General features: G+C 61.5%; 15 protein-coding genes. 7 read left to right on the top strand and 8 right to left on the bottom strand.

What is annotated here, in order from left to right:
- Positions 1-5 precede the first annotated feature (5 nt).
- The gene (locus VMA09_05445; protein ID HUA33028.1) at positions 6-1,532 is read right to left on the bottom strand and encodes a TolC family protein; all 1,527 of its coding nucleotides are present in this window, start codon (positions 1,530-1,532) and stop codon (positions 6-8) included.
- Between the two features lie 59 nt (positions 1,533-1,591).
- On the opposite strand from VMA09_05445, the gene VMA09_05440 reads away from it, so the two are divergent.
- Complete coding sequence (locus VMA09_05440; protein ID HUA33027.1) at positions 1,592-3,700, top strand: hypothetical protein; 2,109 nt, start codon at positions 1,592-1,594, stop codon at positions 3,698-3,700.
- Here the strand turns inward: VMA09_05440 and VMA09_05435 are convergent.
- From VMA09_05435 to VMA09_05415, 5 genes are all read right to left on the bottom strand, one after another.
- The gene (locus VMA09_05435) at positions 3,697-4,509 is read right to left on the bottom strand and encodes a phytanoyl-CoA dioxygenase family protein (protein HUA33026.1); all 813 of its coding nucleotides are present in this window, start codon (positions 4,507-4,509) and stop codon (positions 3,697-3,699) included. The genes VMA09_05440 and VMA09_05435 overlap by 4 nt on opposite strands.
- Positions 4,510-4,570: 61 nt before the next feature.
- Complete coding sequence (locus VMA09_05430) at positions 4,571-6,088, bottom strand: MFS transporter (GenBank protein ID HUA33025.1); 1,518 nt, start codon at positions 6,086-6,088, stop codon at positions 4,571-4,573.
- A gap of 236 nt (positions 6,089-6,324) precedes the next feature.
- Positions 6,325-7,932, bottom strand: coding sequence for a DHA2 family efflux MFS transporter permease subunit (locus tag VMA09_05425; GenBank protein HUA33024.1), 1,608 nt, complete (start codon positions 7,930-7,932; stop codon positions 6,325-6,327).
- Positions 7,929-9,047 (bottom strand): HlyD family secretion protein, encoded by a 1,119-nt coding sequence (locus VMA09_05420; GenBank protein HUA33023.1) that lies wholly within the window; start codon positions 9,045-9,047, stop codon positions 7,929-7,931. Before VMA09_05420 ends, VMA09_05425 begins: the two co-directional genes overlap by 4 nt.
- The gene (locus VMA09_05415; protein ID HUA33022.1) at positions 9,040-9,783 is read right to left on the bottom strand and encodes a CerR family C-terminal domain-containing protein; all 744 of its coding nucleotides are present in this window, start codon (positions 9,781-9,783) and stop codon (positions 9,040-9,042) included. Before VMA09_05415 ends, VMA09_05420 begins: the two co-directional genes overlap by 8 nt.
- A 616-nt stretch (positions 9,784-10,399) precedes the next feature.
- Here VMA09_05415 and VMA09_05410 point away from each other — a divergent pair.
- From VMA09_05410 to VMA09_05390, 5 genes are all read left to right on the top strand, one after another.
- Positions 10,400-15,223: a protease pro-enzyme activation domain-containing protein gene (locus VMA09_05410; GenBank protein HUA33021.1), complete on the top strand. Its 4,824-nt coding sequence runs from the start codon at positions 10,400-10,402 to the stop codon at positions 15,221-15,223.
- Positions 15,224-15,298: 75 nt separating this feature from the next.
- Positions 15,299-16,159 (top strand): class I SAM-dependent methyltransferase, encoded by an 861-nt coding sequence (locus tag VMA09_05405; GenBank protein ID HUA33020.1) that lies wholly within the window; start codon positions 15,299-15,301, stop codon positions 16,157-16,159.
- 26 nt (positions 16,160-16,185) lie between these two features.
- Positions 16,186-16,674, top strand: a complete 489-nt coding sequence (locus VMA09_05400; protein ID HUA33019.1) for a glycine/sarcosine/betaine reductase selenoprotein B family protein — start codon at positions 16,186-16,188, stop codon at positions 16,672-16,674.
- Between the two features lie 36 nt (positions 16,675-16,710).
- Positions 16,711-16,989 carry a hypothetical protein gene (locus VMA09_05395; protein HUA33018.1) on the top strand — a complete coding sequence of 93 codons (279 nt, stop codon included), beginning with the start codon at positions 16,711-16,713 and terminating at the stop codon, positions 16,987-16,989.
- Between the two features lie 4 nt (positions 16,990-16,993).
- Positions 16,994-17,395 carry a rhodanese-like domain-containing protein gene (locus VMA09_05390; protein ID HUA33017.1) on the top strand — a complete coding sequence of 134 codons (402 nt, stop codon included), beginning with the start codon at positions 16,994-16,996 and terminating at the stop codon, positions 17,393-17,395.
- A gap of 20 nt (positions 17,396-17,415) precedes the next feature.
- On the opposite strand, the gene VMA09_05385 is transcribed toward VMA09_05390, so the two are convergent.
- A complete protein-coding gene (locus VMA09_05385; protein ID HUA33016.1) occupies positions 17,416-18,216 on the bottom strand; it encodes a hypothetical protein in 801 nt (266 codons plus the stop codon).
- Positions 18,217-18,570: 354 nt separating this feature from the next.
- On the opposite strand from VMA09_05385, the gene VMA09_05380 reads away from it, so the two are divergent.
- Positions 18,571-20,250, top strand: coding sequence for a hypothetical protein (locus tag VMA09_05380; protein ID HUA33015.1), 1,680 nt, complete (start codon positions 18,571-18,573; stop codon positions 20,248-20,250).
- A gap of 251 nt (positions 20,251-20,501) precedes the next feature.
- On the opposite strand, the gene VMA09_05375 is transcribed toward VMA09_05380, so the two are convergent.
- Entirely contained in the window at positions 20,502-21,878 is a 1,377-nt protein-coding gene (locus VMA09_05375) for a TolC family protein (GenBank protein ID HUA33014.1), read from the bottom strand.
- Position 21,879 lies beyond the last annotated feature (1 nt).

Raw genomic sequence — 21,879 nt, 5'->3', positions numbered from 1 at the left:
CGAAATCAGGGCCGCGCCTGATCGGGGATCGCGCCGGTAGCGAAGGTGACTGCCGCGGCCGAGATCAGAAGCTCGGCTTTGGTTTGGATGATCGTGAACCTCGCGGCCGCCAGCTCACGCTCGGCTGATAACAGATCGATAATCGTCGATAGTCCCAGACCGTAGGATTTGTAGTTCGAGTTGTATGACGATTGCGAGGCCGACAGCAACGCTTCGGCGTATTCGTACTTGCGCTGGGCCGTGCGATACGTGAAGTAAGCGCGCCATACATTGGCGGCGACGTCGAGCTCGGCGCTCTTGAGATCGGCGCGCGCGGCGTCGCGCTGCTCTTCGGCCTCCTTGATGTCGTTGACGCGCGAGAAGCCCGTAAAGATATCCCACTTGAGATTCACGCCCGCGCCGTACTCCGGCGCCATCGCAGTGAAGGTGGGCGTTTCCGGATTCGAGAGGCGATAGGTGAAGGCTTGCTCGCCATAGAAGCTCGTGAAGCCGAGTGTCGGGTAGAGCGAGGCGCGCGCGAGCTCAACGTCGGCCTGCCTCGCGCGCACGGCCGAGACTTTCGCCGCGAGATCGGGCCGCTCGCGCACGGCGCCGTCGATCAACTGCTCAACATCGGCGCTGAGCGTACTCGGCAGCGGCTGATCCTTCAGCGGCTTCACAGCAGGCGCACGATCCGCTCGCACGCCGAGTGCGACCGCCAGGTCAGCCTGCGCGATGCTCACTGCCAGGCGCGCATTTTCCAGATCGAACTCCGCCTGCGCGTCGCGCTGCCGCGCGAGCAAAACCTCGGGCGCCGTCGCGAGGCCATGCTTCTGTCGCAAGTCCGCGGCGCGCCGATCGGTTGAAGCGAGCTTCAAGGTTGCCTCTGCCGCCCTGACGCCCGCGTCGGCAGCGTCGAGCTCATAGAACGCGCGCTCGACGTTGAAGACCACCTCCTGCACTTTGCGATTGAAGATCAGGTTCGCTTCGACGAGTTGGTTGAGCGCGGCCGACGAGGCCGCATCGCGGCGTCCGAAATCGATCAGGTCATAGTCGAGCGATACGATATTGCGGCTCTGCCACGTCTTCAGCGTTCCCCAATGCTTCGGCACCAGGTCAACGAGGCGCTGGTAACCGTTATCACTCTCCGCGGTGACAGCAGGATAATACGGCGCGCGCGCCTTGCCGGCAGCGGCCGCCGCGGCCTCGGCAGTTTTCCACGCGGTGCGCGTACTCGGATTGTTATCGAGCGCGAATCCGATTAGCTCGGTGAGGTCCATGCGCTGCGCTGACGGCGGCTGATCGGACAGCAGCGCCATCTCGGCGGCGGAACCGACGAGCGCAGTCCGGCTCCGGCTCGGCGCCCACTCGCGATCAACAGTTTGTGGAGCCCATCCGCGCGGATCGATTTCCGGCTGATCCGCGTATCTCGAGCATCCTGCCAACGCCGCCAGTGCGAGAAGGCCTGCGGCGAGGGCAGGGCGGATCCTTCGCGGCGGATTCGACGATGTTGAGAATCTGGGCGGCTGGCTGTCGCTTCGATAAAAGTGCATAAGGATCCCACCAATCCGGTGACTAGTGCTGATTTGCAAATTCGCGCGTTCCTAAGCTGTTGGAAAACGCGCAACAGGTCCAGCATCGCGGGATGACGATGGCGTCGCTGGATGCGGCAGGAAGTTTGGCGGCGCGCCGCGGCTTCGCGCCTCAATCGCCGCGCGCGATTGTGCGCTCCTGGCGCGCCGAGCTCGCGCCGTTTCCGCATCGATGGCGCCGCGCGTCGCGCATCGCGTTCGTGACCGCGCTCGGCGCGGGCGTGATGGCGATACTACAGATCTCGAATCCGCTCGGGCTCACGCTGTTGCTGAGCCTCGCCGCGCCCGAGTATGCGTTCAGTCTCGCGACCGCGATCACGTTCCTCGCCGGTGCGGCAGCGACGCAATTACTCGTGCTCGAAACGATCGGCGCGCTGGTCAACCTGCCGGTCGCGCATGTGAGCGTGTTCATTGCGTACACATTCGTCACGACCTATCTGATCTACGGCGTGCCGCGCTTCGGCCGGCTCTGGATCTGGGTACAGATTCCGACCGTCACCGCGTTTTACCTCGTACTGTTCGATCATCGCGCGCTCGGATGGGACAACGCGCAGATGTTCGCGAGTCTCGTGGTTGCGGTTGCGATGCTGTGGCTGTTCAACAACGTTATCTGGCCCGCGCCCGCGGCGAAGGTGCTGGCGAATTCGATCAACAGCACGCTCGAACGATCGCGGCGGCGCCTGCAACTGCTGATCAAGATTTTTCTTGCCGAAGATGGAGCGGCGCCCGATCACGATCGCGGCGTGGCGTCGAAACTTGGCTATCATCTGACGCTGCTCGCCCTGGCCACACGTAGCGCGACCGACATTCGCGAGCCTGCAGCGCTCCTCGCGAAGACGATCGTGGCGGAGAGGATTCACAACGAGATCGATCGATTGTGCGTGCCGACTTGCACGCAGCGCGGCGCAGCTCTCGATGAGATGGCGAGAGATCGATTGCATCGAATAGCGGGAAAGCTCGACGCGAGAATCGAATCCTATATTGCTGGCGAGATTGGCCCGGACGCGCCGCTATCCGAACTCGATGCGCTGAGTGCGAGTTCTTCGCTCGAGACCGCCGAGATTGCGCGGCACTTTGAAAAAATCGCGGCGCTGCTCTTTGAGGAACCCAGCGAGTTGCCGCGCGCCGCATCAACGCCGCATCGATTGCCCAGGCCTGCGGCGCATCTCAACAAGTTTCTGATTCGGTTTTGCACGCGGCATACGATCGCGATGACGATCGCGTTCGTGGCCGGGCTCTTCGACAACAGCGCGGCGATTCATGCGGCGTTGTGGCTCCTGATGATCGGCGGGCCGCCGAGTCACGGCGCGACGGCGAAGAAGTTCACCGTCCGCGCGATCGGCTCGACGGCTGCGCTGGCGTTCGCGGCGCTGGCAACGATCGCGCTCGCGCCAAACTTCATCTCGCTGCCGCCGTATATGCTCGCGATATTCGTCGGCGCGATGCTGATGACTTACATCGGCGAAGGTGGCGGGCAGCTCTCGTATCTGGCGATCGGCGGGACGGCGTTTGTGATCGCGTTCAGCGCGCCGGGCCCGCGGCCCGACATGGTCGGCTCGATTTGGACGATCTGGGGCATCAGCTTCGGGATGATTATTCGCGCGCTGGTCTCGGTCGAATGGCGCGAGCATGCGAATCGCACGCTAGCCGAGGAATTCGAGCGGCCGCTTGCGGCGCTCGTGACGCTCGCATCGCGCGAGGCGCGTGCTGATGCGCATCGAATCGAAGCTGCCGAAGTGATCACGATCGCGGGGATTGAGGAGATTCTGAGCGTCGTGGCCGACGCGCAGCTCGCGGGGCGATCATCGGGAATCGACGCTCGCGAGGTGGTCGATGCGCTCGACACGATACGTCGTCTCGCCTTCGCGCTAGGAAATCTCGCGCCGGAAGGTCAGGGCGAGCTCGATTTCGACGACGCGTTACGCGAGCAGCTCGAGGCGTGGCTCGATAACTTGCGCTATCAACTCGAGCCCGGCCGATTGCACGATGCGCCGCTAAGGACCATGGTCGTGAGCACAGCGCATCTCGATTTGGCCGCGACGAGCGATCTGCGCCGGGTTCATATCGCGCAGCTGATGAATTCGCTCGCCGATCAGCTCAAGACGATCCGGCTCAGCTCAGACTCCTAAACCGATACTTCCGCGTAGCCCAGGGCGCCGTTCATGCCGTAGCCGAGCAGGCGGCGGAGTTCCTTGGGTAGATCGCGCGCGACGGCGGGCGGGACGTCGAGATAGAGATTCTCCTCCTGGCGGAGCCATCCGAGCGAGAACGACAGGAAGGTGCCGAAGCGCCATTCGTTGGTGCGATTCGCGCCCGCGCCGTGGAGCGTCGTGCCCATCCAGAAGAAGATCGAGCCGGCTTTCATTTCCGCCGCGGCGACTTCTTCCTCGCGAGCCTTGCGCAGCAGGGGCCATCGATGACTGCCGGGCACGACGCGCGTCGCGCCGTTGGCCTCGGTGAAATCGCTGACGGCGGCCATGCTCGCGACGACCAGAGTAGGCCGCGGTTGGGCGTAGTTCCGAAACGAATCTTCCTCGCGATGCAGGACCTGGATTTCCGCGCCGGGTCCGATGACGAGCGCGGACGTCGCATGCACCTGGTAGCGGATGCAGTTGGGCTTGAGCAGCGCGTCGCAAACGCCGAGCACGGCAGGATGCATCACGAAAGATTGATAGGCGCGCGACTTAGCGACGAGGCCGGGGATGCGCTTGGTATTGCCGGGATAGAAATCCTGCGCGCCGGTCTCGGCGAGATGCTTGTTCATCGAGGGGATCGCGGTCGCCGCGCGCTCGACGTGCGGATCGAGCTCGGACTTCAGCTGCTTGCACCAATCGGTGCCGAGGATCCGATCGACGACGACGCATCCGTCGCGCTCGAGGGCGCCGGCTATTTCGGCAATATCGGCGTTGGCGGGAACGACGGGAATGCGAGCGGCCATCGCGGCTTCCTCCAGATGCGATGAAGATCGCGCGCGCCGGTGCGCAGCGCAAGCTGAATTGTCAGTCGGCGGCGGGCGCGGATTGCTCCGCCGTCGCGATCGCGACTTCGGCCGCTTTGATCGGACCCGTCGGACGCTTGCCGCTGACCTCGTGACCCGCGTGCCGATCGAGCGACAGGTACAACGCGGACGAGAGCAGTGCCAAGACGCCGGTGATGACGAACGGGAGAGTAAAGTCGTGCGCCGTAAGTTGCGATGCCGGCCGGCCCGCGAGGCTGAGATGCAGCAAGAGCGCCGCGGATGCCACGCCGAGGCTGAGCGAAAGCTGCTGCGCCATGCTGGCGAGACTGCTCGCGGTGCTCATCAGCTCGGCGGGGATATCGGCGTAGGCCAGGGTGCCCAGCGCGGTGAACTGCAGCGAGCGAAAGAATCCTCCCGACAGGAGCGCGAGGATGATCAACGCATGAGGCGTTGTCGGCCGGAACAGCGCGTAACTCATCAGGATGAACGAGCTCAGAACGCCATTGCCGAGGAGCACGTTTTTAAAGCCCATGCGCCGGATGATCGGCGGCGCCGCAGCTTTCATAAACATCGCGCCGGCCGCGCTGGTGAAGGTGATCAGACCCGAGGCGAAGGGACTGAGCCCGAAGACGAGCTGCAAAAGCATCGCGAGCAGAAAGGGCAGGGCGCCGATTCCCATGCGGAAGAATCCGCCGGCGACGGTAGCGGTATTGAAGGTCTGAATCGAAAGCAGCTTGAGATCGATGATGGGGTATTTCGTGCGTCGTGCGTGGAAAACATAGCTCGTCGCGCAGATCAGGCCACCGCCCAGGATCAGTGCCTCGGTCAGAGGCCGAACGAACTCGCGCCCGAGCATCTCGAAGCCGAACACCAGTCCCGCGAGGCCGATTCCCGTCAGCAGGAAGCCGATGAAGTCGAGCGGGCGGACAAGGTTGTCGCGAATGTTCGGAATCAGCAACGTCACCAGCGTGATACCGATGGCGCCGATCGGCACGTTGATGAAGAAAATCCAGCGCCACGAGTAATAAGTCACGATGAAGCCGCCGACCGGCGGGCCCACCACGGGTCCGAGCACGGCCGGGACCGTGAGATACGACATCGCGGTGACGAGTTCCGATTTGGGTACCGTCTTGAGAACGATCAGGCGGCCGACCGGAACCATCATCGCGCCGCCGAAACCTTGCAGCATGCGCGCGGCGACGAGCTGGCCTAAAGAGTGCGAGACGCCGCAACAGATCGAGCCGATGGTGAAGATAACAATCGCGGTTCGAAATACGGTGCGCGCGCCGAAGCGGTCGGCGATCCATCCGCTGATCGGGATGAACACCGCGAGGCTTAGCAGGTAACATGTAATCGCGACGTTGAGACGAATCGGGCTCTGGCCCATCGAATGCGCGATCGCGGGCAGCGCCGTGGCGATGACCGTCGAATCGAGCATCTCCATGAAGAGCGCGCAACCGACGATCAGCGGCGCGATGAATTGGGCTTCGGGGACAAATCGGCGGCGCGGCGCGCCGGCGTGATCGTGATGCCGATGCGTGAGGTCAGGAGAACTCAAACCCGCGGTTCCCACGAACGATATGAATTGCGGCACTGCCGCTGACTTGTGCTCAACAATGTTTCAGCTCTGGCGGTGCGCTCTACGTCCTGTCGCAGGCTCCGCTCGTCTCAAGACAATGAACGCCACATTGTCGTCCATCTTCAGAAATCGAACAAGTAACTGCTGGACGATCGCGCGAACCTGAGTCAGCGAGTGAGCGCCAAGCTCGCCTGCAAATTGCAATGAGCGGGCGCCTAGTGAGCGCTCATCTGCGCCTGGCGCGGGTCGTTCTTCTTGAGCAGGAATACGAGCGGGACCATGACCGCGCACGAGATCGCCATCACCCAGATCGCATCGACGTACGCGAGTGCCGCGGCCTGCATCTGCACGAATCCGTACAGGTGCGCATACGATTGCTGCGCTGCGTCGGGCAGGCTGAAGCCGCGTTGCGCGAACATCTGGTTCATGCCGCCGATCGTGTTTTGAAACGCCAGGTCGTAGCCGGTGACGTGAAGCGCGAGGCGATCCTGATGGACCTGCGAGCGGCGTGCGACGATCGTCGTGACCATCGCGATCCCGACGCTGCCGCCGATGTTGCGCGCAAGGTTGATGAGACTCGAGACCTGGTTGTTCTTGTTCTGCGGCACGCCGATATAGGCCATCGTCGTGAGCGGCACGAACAGGAACGCAAGCCCGATCGATTGCAGGCAGCGGTAGATGATCGCGGCCCTGAAATCGATGTCGGGATTGATGCTCGTCATGTGCATCAGCGACCACGCCGAGATCGCGAATCCGAACGCGGCGAGCCATCGCGCCTGCACGCGCGTGATCAGCGTGCCAACGAGCGGCATCATCAACATGATCGTGAGGCCGCCAGGCGAGAGCACGAACCCGGAGAGCTCCGCGGTATAGCCCATCAGCGATTGCAGGTAGAGCGGCAGCAGGACCGTGGTTCCGTAGAGACCAGTGCCGACCACGAACATCATCAGCCACGAAGTCGCGAAGGTGCTGTTGCTGAACAGGCGCAGATCGAGGATCGGATCGCGCTGGCGCAGTTCCCACACCACGAACCCGATTAGCGCGACGATCGACACCGTGGTGAGCGTGGCGATCATGTGCGAAGCGAGCCAATCAACTTCCTGGCCCTTGTCGAGCACGACCTGCAAGGATCCGAGCCCCAATGCGATAAGGCCGAGGCCGATGTAATCGATACTGAACCGTGCGCGTGCTTTTTTGATTTCCTCTTTCAGATACGGCGGATCCTCGACCATGCGGTAGGTCAGCATGGTCGAGGCTACGCCGATCGGCACGTTGATGAAGAAGATCCAGCGCCAGTTGAAGTGGTCGGTGATGAATCCGCCGAGCGTGGGACCGATTGCGGGCGCGAGCACGACCGCCATGCCATAAATCGCAAACGCCATCCCGAACTTTTCGGGCGGGAAGGTGTCGGCGAGAATCGCCTGCTCGCTGGGCTGCAGGCCGCCCCCGCCGGCGCCCTGCACGATTCGAAACAGGATCAGGATTCCGAGCGTCGGGGCGAAGCCACACAGCAACGAGCTGGTGGTGAAGATCGCCACGCACGACATGTAGAAGCGCTTGCGGCCGACGATACTTGCCATCCAGGCGCTGAGCGGCAGCACGATCGCGTTGGCGACCAGATACGCGGTGAGCACCCACGTGCTCTCGTTGACGCTCGCCGAGAGGCCGCCCGCGATATGCGGCAGCGCGACGTTGGCGATACTCGTGTCGAGGACTTCCATGAAGGTCGCGATCGTCACGGTAAACGCGATCGCCCACGGATTGCGCTGCCTGACTGGACCAGGAGCAGTGCTGACAGGAAGTGTTTTCGGGGCCGCGCTCATCGAAGCCAGACGGTCGGTTCGACGGACATCCCGGGGCGCAGGCGGCGATCCTGATTCTGACCGGGCTTGAGCCGAATCTTGATCGGCAGACGCTGCACGACTTTGACGTAGTTGCCGGTCGCGTTCTCCGGCGGCAGCAGGCTGTATTTTTCGCCGCTCGCGCCGGCGAGGCCGACGACGTAGCCCTCGTACTCGCGGCCGGTCGCGTCGACGTACATCGTGACGCGCTGTCCAGGAACGATGCGGCGGATCTGCGTCTCTTTGAAGTTGGCGGTAATCCAGATGTCATCGAGCGGGACGATCGCGAGCAGTTGCTCACCCGGCTGAACGCGCTCGCCGACTTCGACGCTCTTCTTGCCGACGACGCCGCTCATTGGCGCTGCGATCCTGGTGTATTCGAGATTCAGTTGCGCCTGCTCGAGCGCAGCTTGCGCCGCTTTCACAGCAGCCTCGCGCGAGCCGATCGCTTTGGCGACGGCGTTGGCGTTGGCGCGCTCGGATTCGAGTGCGGCTTGATCGACGGCCGCGGCGCGCACCTTGTCGTCATAGTCGGCGCGCGAGACGACGTGCTGGCCGAAGAGCGAGATGTAGCGCTCGGCGTCCTTCTGCGCCTGCGCGTTGGTGGCGTCGGCCTGCCGCACCTTGGCCTGCGCGGAAGCCGCGTCGGCGCGGGCGGAATCGAGCATCGCAAGGGCCTGGGCAAGATTGGCGCGCGCGTTGTCCGCCGCGGCCTGCTCATCGCGCGCATCGAGAGCGGCGACGGGAGCGCCGGCCTCGACGAACTGTGTATCTTCGACATACACGCGCGCGATCGTGCCGTTGATACGCGAGCTTATCGGCGCGATATGGCCGTCGATCTGCGCGTCGTCGGTCGATTCATACGAATCCATGTAATGCCACGCCCGCGTCGCGCCGAGCGCTGCGACGAGCAAGAACGGGATGATCGCAAGGCGCAGCAGCATCGGGCCAATCCCGCGCGGCTTCGCCCCGGTCTCAACAGAATCCGCGCCGGTGGAATCCGCGCGGCGCAGTTCCGCGAAATGGTCGCCGACCGATACGTAGTCGGAATGCGGAAGCGGAACGGTGAAAGCGTCGTTGAGCTTGATGTCACTCATGTCGCGACCCTTTCCGCCGAGGCTTCCGCGCAACTGTCGATGCGCGTTTGAAACGGGGCGCGGCGAGAATCAAATCGACGTTGTCGCGCAGCACGGCCTGGATCAGGCTCACCTTGTCGGCGGAAAACTCTTTCCACGCCAGCAGCCGCAACACCGATTCGCCGCAGTTGTGGAAAATCAGCGCCTGCCCGAGGACCATCTGCGCGAGCACGGCGATGCGCGGATCGGTCGTCGAATTTCCCGTCAGGTAAGCGAGAATCTTGACGAAGGTCTGCCCGATCCGCCGCATCAATCCTTCGAAGAGAATCTCGAAGGCGGAGCCCGGCTGCAGTTGCTCGCGCATTATGAAGCGCGACCAGCTCAAGGCGCGCCGCGATCCGATGACCATGGTCGAGAAGGTGTCGAGCAGCTCGTGCAGCAGCGTAAGCGCGCTTTCGCGATCGAGATGCTTGCCGACCAGCGACTCGTCGATTCGCTGGATGATCGGCAGCATCTCGCGGCTGCCGTCTTCGACGATCGATTGTGCGACCGCGCGATAGAGTCCTTCTTTGGAGCCGAAGTAGTACGGGATCGAGGCGAGGTTCGCGCCGGCTCTATCAGCGACGGCGCGTGTGCTCGCGCCCTCGAAGCCGTAACTACCGAAGATATGCAGCGCGGCATCGACCAGCCGGTGGCGCGTATCGTCGCCGCGGGCGGAAGATTGCGCGGGCTCAGGGCGAGCAGATTCAGCGGCCATATTCTGGAAACCTCCCGGGCAGGTGCGAGTTTAATCAATCGACTGAATCAGTCAATCGATTGAATAAAACTGGGACGAACCGAATCGCCGGCTGCGACGGCGGGCTCACTGACGCCGCTGCGTCAGTGGGCGTTAGGGGCAAAAAGCATACGAATGCACTATTTGCTTGTCATAACGGTCAGCTTTTTGTTATCTGGATCGCGACATGCTGCGGATCAAGATTGTTCTGTTGGCCGTGGTTCTAATCCTCGGGGGATTCTTCACGGCGGCGCCTCGCAATTCGTGTCAGCTCAGGATCAACCGGCGCCCATCGATCGCAGCGGTCGCGCAGAAGCACATCTGTCAGTCTCCGAATCCGGACAGTTCTCCGGTCCTCGATTGGGCGAGCTTGACCAGCACCAGTTTCGACCCCGCATGGTTTGCGCCGGCGCTCGAGGCTCATGGCCTCGTCTTGCCGAGAAGTCTACTCCGCCTGCTTTGTAGCCTCAGGATCTGATTCCTCCGCATAGCGAAAATTCTCTCGCCGGTTCGTTTGAACGTCAGGACGTCGGCAGGTCGCTGAGTCATGAGGCGTACGACGAGCATTCGCCAGCCTGTGTGTTTCGGGAGATTAGCTATGAGCCGTTGGGTTAAGGGGAATTACGTCGCAAGCAGATGGGCGCGGAGTCGCACGCTCGTTGTTCTGGTTTCGCTGACAATTCTGATGGGGCATGGCCTTGCCGCGAGGGCTTCGCAGGATGCTGCGGCGCCCGCCGTTCGCCTACCGGGGCATGTGCTGCCGGTTTTGAGCAAATCAACCGCCGTCGCCCGGACTCAGGCGACCGGCGAGCAACCGATCGACCTGACGATCGTGCTGCGTCGCGATCATCAAGCTGCCTTCGATCGCTTTCTCCACGAATTGTATGATCCGCATTCGGCTCGCTATCGGCATTTCCTCACCCAAAGTCAGTTGGCCGATCGCTTCGGTCCGTCGCGGCAGGACTACGCTTTGGTCAGGCAATACCTGGTGGCGCGAGGCTTCACGATCGTTGCAGAGTCGCAGAACCGGCTCACTTTGACGGTCCGCGGCAGACGCGCAAAGGTCGAGCGCGCATTCGACGTGACGATACGCGACTACACGTTGGGCAAGCGCGCGTTCTTCGCGAACGATCGCGACCCGGCGCTGCCGCGAGAGATCGCTTCGTCGGTGCTTGCGATACAGGGGCTCTCGAACCTGGCGACCCCGGAGCCTGGTAATTTTCCGATTATAGCGCCGCCCAAGACCCCGCCGGTATTTCCTGCGCCGCCCAATACTCCCCCGCCTCCGCCGGGACCGCCTTGCGACATCTCAGTAGCTTCAGCATGTGCGACTGCGGCGGGCGGCAGTGCATGCTACGCGAGCAAGGCCGCGCAGCAGTGCTATCAGCAATGCCTCTCCGCGGGTGGTTCTCCGGGCAACTACGGAGGGCAGGGTCTTGGCGGCCTGCTTCAGCAGTTCGTTGATGAGGACTGCGGCTCTGCGCCGATCACGCCGCAAACGTTGAACGCCAAGCCGAGTCGTCTGAACTTCGACGGCACCGGCCAGACTATCGGACTCGTCGAGTTCGATTCGTTCGTGCAAAGCGACGTAACCAATTACCTCGCCCTCTTGGGCTTGCCCTCAACGCTCATCAACAACCTGAGCAAGGTGGACGTTGACGGCGGGGTCTCACCGGGGCCGAACCAGGCCGAAGTGCTGGTCGATATCAACGCGGTGCTGACGACAGCGCCGGGCGTGAAGATCGTGGTTTACGATGCTCCCTTCACTGGCGCGGGCAGCTTTCAAGCCGTCCTCAACGAGATGATCAACAACAAGGTGACAATCATCAGTAACAGTTGGGCGTACTGCGAAGATCAGACGACTTCGGCCGACGTGACCAGTATCGATTCGGTCCTGCAAAACGCCGCCGGCGCGGGAATTTCCGTATTCAGCGGGGCGGGCGACTCGGGCAGCACCTGTCTGGACGGCAGTCCGAACACGATCTCGGTTCCTGCCGATTCGCCGAATCTTACCGCGGTCGGAGGCACGTCGCTCACCCCGGGTCCGGGTAACACCTACGGCAGCGAGACCTGGTGGAATGGAACGAGCGCCACGCCGCCAACCGGCCAGGGCGGATTCGGCATGAGCAAGTTCTTTCCGGTCCCCAGCTACCAAGCGGGTCTGGGATTGACAGGGCGCTCGATCCCCGACCTCTCGCTTAACGCCGATCCGTCCGCGGCGGGCGTGATCATCTGCGAGGCAGCCAACGGCGGATGCCCCAACGGATTTCTTTATGGCGGCACCAGCAATGCGACGCCCACCTGGGCGGCTTTTGCCGCGCTGCTCAATCAGGCCCTCGGCGCGAACCTGGGGCAGATCAATTTGCAGTTTTATCCTCTCATGGGTACGAGCGCTTTCAATGCCGGTGCCTCGATGAGCCCGGCCTCCGACTTCGAACATGTCGGCGTGGGCTCGCCCAATCTGGATCTGCTCGAACTCATGCTGAGCGGCGCCAGCCCAGGCTCGGTTAGCGCGACCACGTCGGCGGTTTATCTCGGTCCGATTGGCCCCAACGTTCAAGGACTGCAGCCCGCCGATGGAGCGACCGCAGCGGTGATCGTGGTGATCCTGCGCGATGCCAACAATCATCCTGTTAGCGGCCAGACCGTTTCGCTCGTTGGCAGCGACGGCAGCAGCGCGAAAATCACGCCGATCAATGGCAGCACCTCCAACGCCAACGGAATCGTCACCTTCTCGATCACCGATTTGGCTACCGAGAATGTGACATTCACCGCGACCGGGGGCGGTACTACGCTCACGCCAGCGATCACTCCGACGATCAATTTCGTCGCGCCTCCCGCCGCCTCAGCGGGCATCGGCGCAAACCCAACTACTGTGACTGCCGATGGGGTAAGCAATAGCACGATTACCATCACGCTCGAGGACGCCCTTTCGCGTCCGTCGCAAGGCAAGCTGATTCAGATCAATCAGACGGGAGGGACGTCAACTATTACCTGTCCGAACCCGCCCACGACCAACAGTAGTGGACAGGTTCAATGCGTCGCGGTCGATACCAACAATGAAACGATAACTTACTCGGCGACCGATGTGAGTGATGGAAACATCCCATTTCCTGGAACCGCGCAAGTGACCTACGGCAGCGCGACGGCGAGCGGATGCGGCAACGCCACCCCGACAGCCGCGCCGGGTTTCGTTATCACGCCCTACGTAACAGGCCTGCTCGCAAAAAACTTCAGCTATGCTGACGGTGACATTAATTTTGGCGGCTGTCCGGGCGCGTTCGGAATTGCATTCGACGGCTCGAACAATATCTACGTCTCGGACGCTCCTACGGGCATCGTCTATAAACTTCCGGCGGGCGGTGGAGTAGCGAGCAGCACTAATGAGCTCAACAACACCCTCGGGCCGGGCGTGGGTTCGCTCGTCTTCGAAAACGGAAACCTCTACGTAGTGCAGAGCGCCACGACGGGCGGAGCTACCACTGGTGCCGTCATGCAGCTCAATCCTTTGAGTGGAGCGGTTGTTGCGATAATAGCATCGAACCTGACCTGTCCGCTGGATATGGGGGCTGATCCGCTCACGGGCGATTTGTTTGTGGATAACGCGTGCATCGGTGGGGGGTTCGCCGGTGATCAGCTCACCCGTATCGCCAATCCGACGAGCCCGACTCCGACGGTTTCGACGTATGCGAATTTGCCTAATGATGGAAACTATCAGATATCATTTGCGCCTGATGGTACGATCTATGTGTTCACAGGCCTCAATACCAGCAACTATTCCGGGACAGCGGTCGAGGTCGGTGGCACCAACACCACGCAGCCAGCCTCGGTAAACGTCGTTTCGAATATCACCCCGGCTGACGAGATCGTGCTTGCTGGAGGGACAGCTTCGGGAGGCGGCGCGCAATACCTGATCTCGGGCAATATCGCCTACGCGACAAATCTTCTCAACAGCGCGCTAGGCCTTTTCGATCTGACAAGCAATCCGCCCAGCGCCAGCACGCTTCTGGCCAATAGCAATCTCGGTCAGCAAGCGAGCACTGCGGTATTCGGTCCCGATGGATGTGTCTACGTTAGCGCTGGTAACGCAGTCTTCAGGGTGACTGATACGAACGGCGACTGCTCGTACACGTCGAACTTTACCAATCCGTCGTTGGCGCTCACGCCGCCGTTCGTTTCGCCAAATCCGGTTCAAGGTACCCCGCAGGCATTCACGGCGACGTTCCATAACGCCGGAACGACGACGGGCATTCCGGTGGTGTTCACTGTGACCGGCGCCAATCCTCAGCATGGCCAGGCGATCACGGGATCCAATGGTCAGGCCACCTTCAGCTACAACGCGATCTTCCCGGGGATCGATACTGTCGTAGCCTCGGCGTCGGTCAGCAGTTCGTCACCGCCCGTGCAATCAAACACAGTCAACGTAACGTGGACGTCGGGGACCGATACAACCTACCTGACAGTCAATCAGAGTCCGCAGGGCGGAACCGTCGGTACGCCAATAACGTTGAGTGCGTCCCTTATAGATCTCTCGCAGCGGCCACCCGTGGCTGTGAGCGGGCAGACAATCGATTTCTCAGTGGGAGGTCAGGGCTGCAACGCGCCGACCAACTCCTCCGGCATTGCGACCTGCCCGGTTACGCCGAGCGCCGCGGGTGTGCAGACTTTGACCGCATCTTTTGCGGGCGGCGGCCAGTTCCTGGCGGCGAACGCCTCGCAGGGTATCAACGTACTAACTCCGGCGAGCCCAACGCCGACCCAAACGCCTACACCCACTGCGACGCCGACGCCAGGAACCACCGCTTTCGACGCGACGTTCGAGCGGCTGAGCGGAGGACCGGGGGCTCAGGTCAGCACCACGTTCACGGCGACCAACAATACCGGCACCAGCGAGACCATCAGCTCAGTTACGATTGGTCTCAGCAGTCCCTCGCTCTTCTCGGCACTGGGAGTCAGCGCTAACGAAGAGAGCGGCGAAGCGGCTGGACCGATCTCGTCGTCCAACGAGTTCACGTTCAGTCCGGCGCTCACCGTGGGATCAGGGCAGTCGATCACGTTTACGATTGCCGCGACGATCGCATCGGGCGCAACGTCGATGACCGCGCCGATGCACATCGCATATGCGAGCGTGATCGCTACCCGAGCCGGCGCGCACGATGGACTCCTGCCGTTGTTCGCGAGTCTGACCCTGATGGGACTCGGACTGCTCGCGTGGCGCGGCGACTCGCGCAAGCGCTCGATCATTACTGCGCTCGCGTTGGTCGTTGTTCTGGCCGCGAGCCTCGCCGGATGCAGCGGCAGCAGCAGTGGCGCGCCGCCGCTGCCGAGTTCGACGATCTCAGTTACAAGCGCCACTACCAGTGGCGGAGGAGGCGCGACGAGCGGATTGCCGCTCGACGTAGCGCGGGTGACCCGGAACTAGAGCCACCGGGGTTTGCATCGGCGGTCGGGTTGACCGGCCCGATCGCCGATGCTTTGCTCGCGGCTGGAGGCGCCCATGCCTGAGCAGACTCTCGATCCCGAACGCGTCCGGCGCGAGCAGCGCGAGTTCTGGAATGCTGCCGCTCCCGGCTGGAAGCAGATGTTCATCCTTCTCGATCGCGCGGCCCAGCACGTGTCGGACCGTATCGTCGAGCTCGCGAAGATAAAGCCCGGAGACCGCGTGCTCGATATCGCGACCGGCTCGGGCGAACCGGGTATCACGGCTGCGCGCAAGGTCGGCGCGAGTGGCAGCGTTGTCGCGACCGACATGTCGCCCGCGATGCTCGCGCTGGCTCGCGATCGTGCAACGGCGCTCGGTATATCGAATATCAGGTTCGTTGAGACGGGCGCCGAGGCGCTCGCAATCGATGAGCGCGACTTCAACGCGATCGTTTGCCGATGGGGCCTGATGTTCGTGCCCGATCTCAACCTCGCCGCGCGCCGTATCTACGAGCTGCTGGCCAAGGGCGGCGGCTTCGCGACCGCGGTCTGGGGCGCTCCCGAGAAGGTTCCGATGATAAGCCTCGGTGACGACGCCACTCGCGAGCTCGCCAAGCTGCCGCCACCTCCGCCGGGCGCGCCGCATCCGCTGCGACTGGCAGACCATCGGCCGCTACAGCAGGCGCTCGCGGCTGCCGGTTTCAAGGACATCGTGGTCGAGCCGCTCAACGTCGCGTTCGAGTGGGAATCGGCGGAAGGATTCACCGAGCAGCGGCGCGCGATGTCCTCGCCGTTCCGCGCGCTGCTTGCGAATCAGACGCCGGAGCTGCAAAAAAAGATCCTCGACGCGGTCACCGACGCGGCCCGCAAGTATGCGGATGCCACGGGCAGGGTGAAGATGAACAACGAAACGGTTTGCATCGCGGCTTGCAAGTAGCGGAGCGCAAGTGATTTAGAAGAACGATGGAGCCGATCGCGTACGCATCACGCCTCAATGATTTCTATCGCAGCCAGGGTTTTCCGGCCTACCGCTGGACGATCAACGATAGCGCCCCGCTGACCCCGCCCAACAAGCCGCTGAGCCAGTGCCGAGTCGCGATGCTCACTTCGGGGGGCGTATCGCGCAAGGATGCCGCGCCATTCAACCCGCAGGCGCGCAACGATCTGCGGCTCGACCGTATCGAGCAAAATACGTCGTCGCACTTCTTCGCGATTAACGACGATTACTACAATCACACCGACGCGGACCGCGATATTAACTGCGTCTTCCCGATCGATCGCCTGCGCGAGCTGGCCGCCGAACGCGTCATCGGCAGCGTCGCGCCACATCACTACAGCGGATTCATGGGGCGCATTTACGTGCGCAGCGCGGTCGTGAACGAAGCCGCTCCGGCGCTGGTCCAGAAACTGCGCGACGAAAGCGTTGACGTATTCCTCCTCGTACCTGCCTGACCGCTCGATCACCAGACCGTTGGTCTGGTAGCGCGGGTGGTCGAAGCCGCTGGAATTCCTACCGTGCTGGTTTCGACCGGCCGCGATCTGAGTATCCAGGTCAAGGCGCCACGGACGGCGTTCGTCAACTTCCCGATGGGCAATCCATTCGGCAGGCCGTTTGACACCGCTCAGCAGCGCACAATTCTGCTCGACGCGCTAAGCGCGCTCTATTCGATCAACCGAGGCGGTGAGTTGGTCGATCTGCAGTACGAATGGGGCGCGGACTTCCGCATGAATCTCGGTTCCGGATACAGCTCGGCTCAAACGGGGTGAGGCTATGGCGCTGAAACTCAAGAAGACCGTCAAGCAGATGCTGGCGGAGGCGAATGCGGAGATCGAGACGGTCGCCGCCGCCGATGCACTCAAGCTGAAGGACGATCCAAACATATTATTTGTCGACATCCGCGATATTCGCGAGCTCAATCGCGACGGACGAATCCCCGGCGCACTGCATGCGCCGCGCGGAATGCTGGAATTCTGGGTCGATCCGGAGACTCCGTACCATCGCGAGGTCTTCGCGTCGGGCAAGAAGTTTCTCTTCTTCTGAGCGGGCGGAGGCAGATCTGCGCTGGCAGCGCAGACCCTTCAGCACATGGGCCTCGAGCCCGTCTGTCACATGGGCGGTGGTTTCAACGCCTGGAAGGCTGCGGGCGGCGCCGTCGAGAGTGGAACGAAGTAGGCCAGCCTCCCGTTTAGCGATCAGTGCGCGCCGAAGAATTTCGTCACGGTCCTGGTGCCGTTGACGATCTTCGTTTGCGTGCTGATCGAAGTTGAATTCAACGTTACGCACGCACCTTCATAGCCGCTGCCGGAATCATCTGAATCGCCGTCGGCGGTATACAGGATGAATGCGTCAACCTTTGAACTGGGCACCGCGATCAGGCCCGGCGTTGTGGACGCGGCGTTGAATGAAAACACGTCGCTCGCCGGAGTCTGGGTGTTACCCGATCCATTCTGCACAACGATGGTCTGCGTGCCGTCGCCACTGCTGATGATGCTGGTGCCGCCGCCGGAGACCGTGCACACGCCGTTGATGCAACTCACGCTCTGATTCTGGTTCGCGGGGGGCGGAGGCGGGGTGTTCGCGGTTATCGTCCAGTTGGCGGTGAGGGGCGAGCTCATGAACTCGAAACTCTCACAATCGGTATTGGTCACCTGGTCGAGCGCAATAGTAAGCGGCGTCAGGGTCGGCTCGCCGGTCATGCACTTCTTCGAAGGTGCGAGGCCAATTATCAGCATCGCATTGCTGGGTGGATTACAGATATCGTCGTCGAAATCGACGCTGTTGAAGGGCGTATAGAGCACGAACGAGGAGCTGTCAGAAGTCGGTCCGACTTTAGGCGTGACCTGCTTGTCGCTGACGGAGACGCTCAGGCCCACCGGCTTAATATCGGGGCTGAATGCCGGCAGGGTGAAGGCATGCGCCGTTGCGGCTCCGGCAATGGCCAGGAACGCTACAGCTACGGACGAAGCGACCGCATCGCGTAGTTTAAGGCTCATATATCCCCTGCAAATTTCAAATCGTAATCGTTAGTGCGCTGTGGAGCGAATTTACTAACAGGCGAACATTACGACAGAGTTACAGAATAATTCATTGCAATACATCCTGTAATTGCTCCCGAGACGGCGAAAAGAGGCCAACGATTCCATCCCGCGGCCAAATTCGCTTCTGATAGCTGTTCCTAGCAGCCGTCACATTTCGCGCGTTCGTAATCTTTCAATAATTGGCACGTCATCCGTGCTGATTATCGTGCCAGCGCCAAAGCAGGGCCAGGTATGCCCGTGCGATCGAACCAATCGAAGCACGGAAAAAACCGGCCTGGGAGTCAACGTTTTCGTGGGAGGACAATCTTGATGAGAGGCACGCGACTGAGGTTCGGAATCTCGGTGTTGGGCGGGCTAATAATGTTCTTGGTGAGCGCCGGGATCCATCCAACCAGCGCACGGGCCGCGATGGCGCTCTACCAGGATCCGCGAACGGGGGCGGTCTATACGAAAAAGTGCCGTACCTGCATCTTCATGGGCAGTTTCGTACCCGCTCCCCAGATCGAGCAAAGCGTAACGCAGCAGACGCAGGCGCAGATCGAAACTGAACGCGCGCAGATGCAAGCTCAATTCGCGCAACAGCAGTCACAGCAGCAGCAGTGGAACGCCGAGATGGCTCAGCAGGTCAGCTCAATGCAGCCTGCGTGGCGTGACTATGCTGATCGTTGGTACAAGAAAGTTTCGTTCGGCACCCTGATCTACGCTGACTATCGCTACATGACTCACACGGGCTATGGCCCGCAATTCCTGACCCAGGAGACGTGGCCTGGCGAAGGCAACAACGGCTTCAACTCTTTCGATATCACGCGAGCGTACCTTGATTTTCGTTTCACGCCCGACGAAAACTTCATGGCGCGCGTCACGCCCAATATCTATGAGACGATCAGCGGAAGCAGCGCTTCGGCGATCGCCGACAAAGTCGGTAACAACACCGGATGGGGCCAGACGGTTGACGGTAATCTCAGCTACCGCCTGAAGTACGCGTACATCGACTATCAAACATTCTTCAAGAAGATTCTGAAGATCGCGGCGATGCGTGATGACAAGATCACCTTCGGTCAGCAACAGAATCCTCTGGTCGACTGGGAAGAAAACCTATGGGGTTTCCGCTACACAGCGCTGACCCCGTGGAACTATATGAGCCTCAGCTCGACCCAGGTCGGTCTGGCGGTCAAGGGACCAATCAAGTTCCGCGAACTGCAGTATGCAGATTATGATGTCGGCGTTTACGACGACGCCAGCTTTCATGCCATCGAACAGAGCTCTTACAAGCAGGTCATGGGCCGTTTGACGGTCAATCCGCTCGGAGCGCATACCCGCTACGATTCGCTGGGAATCACCGGCTTCTGGGACTATGGCTATCCGAACAAAGCGGAGGACGGTCAATTCACGGGCCTGCCTGGAGCTCCAATCGCGAATACTACTTCGGCCTATGGTCATATGACTCGCGTCGCAGGCCTGCTGCACTATACGGCGGAGACGTGGGGCCTGATTGGCGAGTTCGACTACGGCCACAACGCGTTCAGCGCCAACAACCTGTTTTCGGGCTCGGGTCCCGCGGACAACTTCACGGGGCTTACGTCGCTCACGCCCTCGGCGATCAGTTACGCCAACTGGACCAAGATGGTGCAGTTCTATCAGAACGCCAGCACCTCGGTTCAGATCGGGTGGGATTTCCTGGGTCACGTGGATATTCCGCGCACTCCCTTTACCCTGTTCGGCTTGTATCAGCAGTTGCAGCCAAATATGCAGGTATCGAAGAACCCGCTCGACTTCTATCGCTTCGACCTGGGTCTGCAGTGGCTGATTAGCAAGAACCTGCGCGTCGCGATCGACGATCAGAACCTGACGTACTACCACGATCAGTTCACCACGACGACGGCAAACCTGTTGCAATTCGGACCGACGAAGCCGCTCAGCGCTCCGATCACCAGCTCGGTCCCGCGCGGCACGAACATGATCATGCTAAACGTGGAGTTCAAGTACTAAACGAGGGAAATTACCTCCGAAAGCAGCGCGGGCGCCCGATGAGGCGCCCGCGCGTATTTATCGCAGTGAGTATTCGACCGATTACTCACTGGCAACTGTTGGCGCGGATGTACTGAAAACGCGCGCGGAAGATCCGCTGCACCTGCGCGAATATCAGTCTGTCCTCAGATCAAAACGACGTGCGGACCGCTGCGAGGAGTTCGAAGAGTATCGCTGGCCGCTGAGCCGGGCCGCTCGCATCCGCCAGTCTGCTAGGGTGCCGCGCCGGTTACATAATCGACGGCGGCTTTCGCGACCGCGAAACCGTAGAGCGACTCTACATATGCGGCTGACGCCTCGGTAGATTGACGCTGCGCGTCTTCGAGCTCAACGATATTGCCAAGACCAGTGCGATAACGTTCTTCGGCGAGATGAAGCGCAACCTCTGCCGCTTCCTGCGTCTCATGCGCCCGCTCGATTGCCTCGACTGAGGCACGCCAGTCGAGATATGAGCTTTTTACCTGCAGGATTACTTTCTGTTCGAGATCGTCGATCGCATGCTGGACCGCGCGCTGATCGTATTTCGCCGCCGCAACCTCATGCTCGGTCGCGAAACCGTTGAACAGCGGCCAGGTCAGCACGATTCCGAGATCGTAGTTGTTAACCGCGGGCGTGCCGGTGCCTATAGCCGAGTAGGCGCCGGTCGCGAACGCACTTGGAAAATAATCGCTGCGCGCCTGCGTGATTCTGGCCCCCGCCGCTTGCGCCTCCGATCGCAGCATCACCAGGTCGGGACGCTGACGAAATGCGGAATCGAGCAGTTGCTGGAGCCCGACTGAGATTTGCGCGGAGCCCATCTGATCCTGAAGATGATAGGCAGGCGCCAGGTCGCTGAGACCCATCGCATTGTCGAGCGCGACCTTGGCGTCGTCGGCGCCATTGTGCGCGCGCACCAGCTCAAGTTGTGCCCGCCCAAGGTCGGCGCGGGTCAGGTAAACGTCGAGTTGTGGCCGCAGATCAGATCGCGCATAGACTTCAGCCTCATGGAGATGCTCCTGACGCTGATCAGTAGCCACTTGATAGACCTTTACATTCTCCGCCGCGGCCAGCAGGCCGTAATACGCTTTTGCAACTTCGAAGGCGAGCTCCAGATCGGTGACGCGCTGTCGAGCGCGCGCCCCAGCAAGCTCGGCTTTGCGCTGATCGATTAGCCCGCGGGTACGCCCGAAATCATAGAGATACTGCGATACTGAGATTCCGGCGATGTAGTTATTATCCGGCACGAAGCCCTGTGCCACTCCGTTTGGAGCGCCATGGTTGGTTCCGGTAATTCGCGGCAACCCGTCGAAGGCGAGAAAGCTCGCGTTGCCGATCGCGTTGTGAGTAGCGCCGAGATACTCACTTGCGCCGAGCACCTGCGGCAGCAGGTTGGCGTTTGCGACGCCGACCTGCTCAGACGCCGAACCGGTTTGAGACTCGGCCTCCAGGTGTCGCGGATGATACTTGAGAGCGATCTGGATCGCCTGCGCCAGTGAGAGTTCGGAGCCGGGCACGATGGGCGCGTCTGCCGCGTAAAGAGTTGCGCAGGTCAGCATCGCTCCGCCGAGCGCGGCTGCAGTGAGGCGCAGCATAGATTTGCAACCATTCATA

It is taken from the genome of Candidatus Binataceae bacterium, from assembly GCA_035508495.1.
GTDB lineage: Bacteria > Desulfobacterota > Binatia > Binatales > Binataceae > JASHPB01.
Note: the sequence above shows the minus strand (reverse complement) of the source record. Positions and strands in the feature narration are given on the sequence as shown.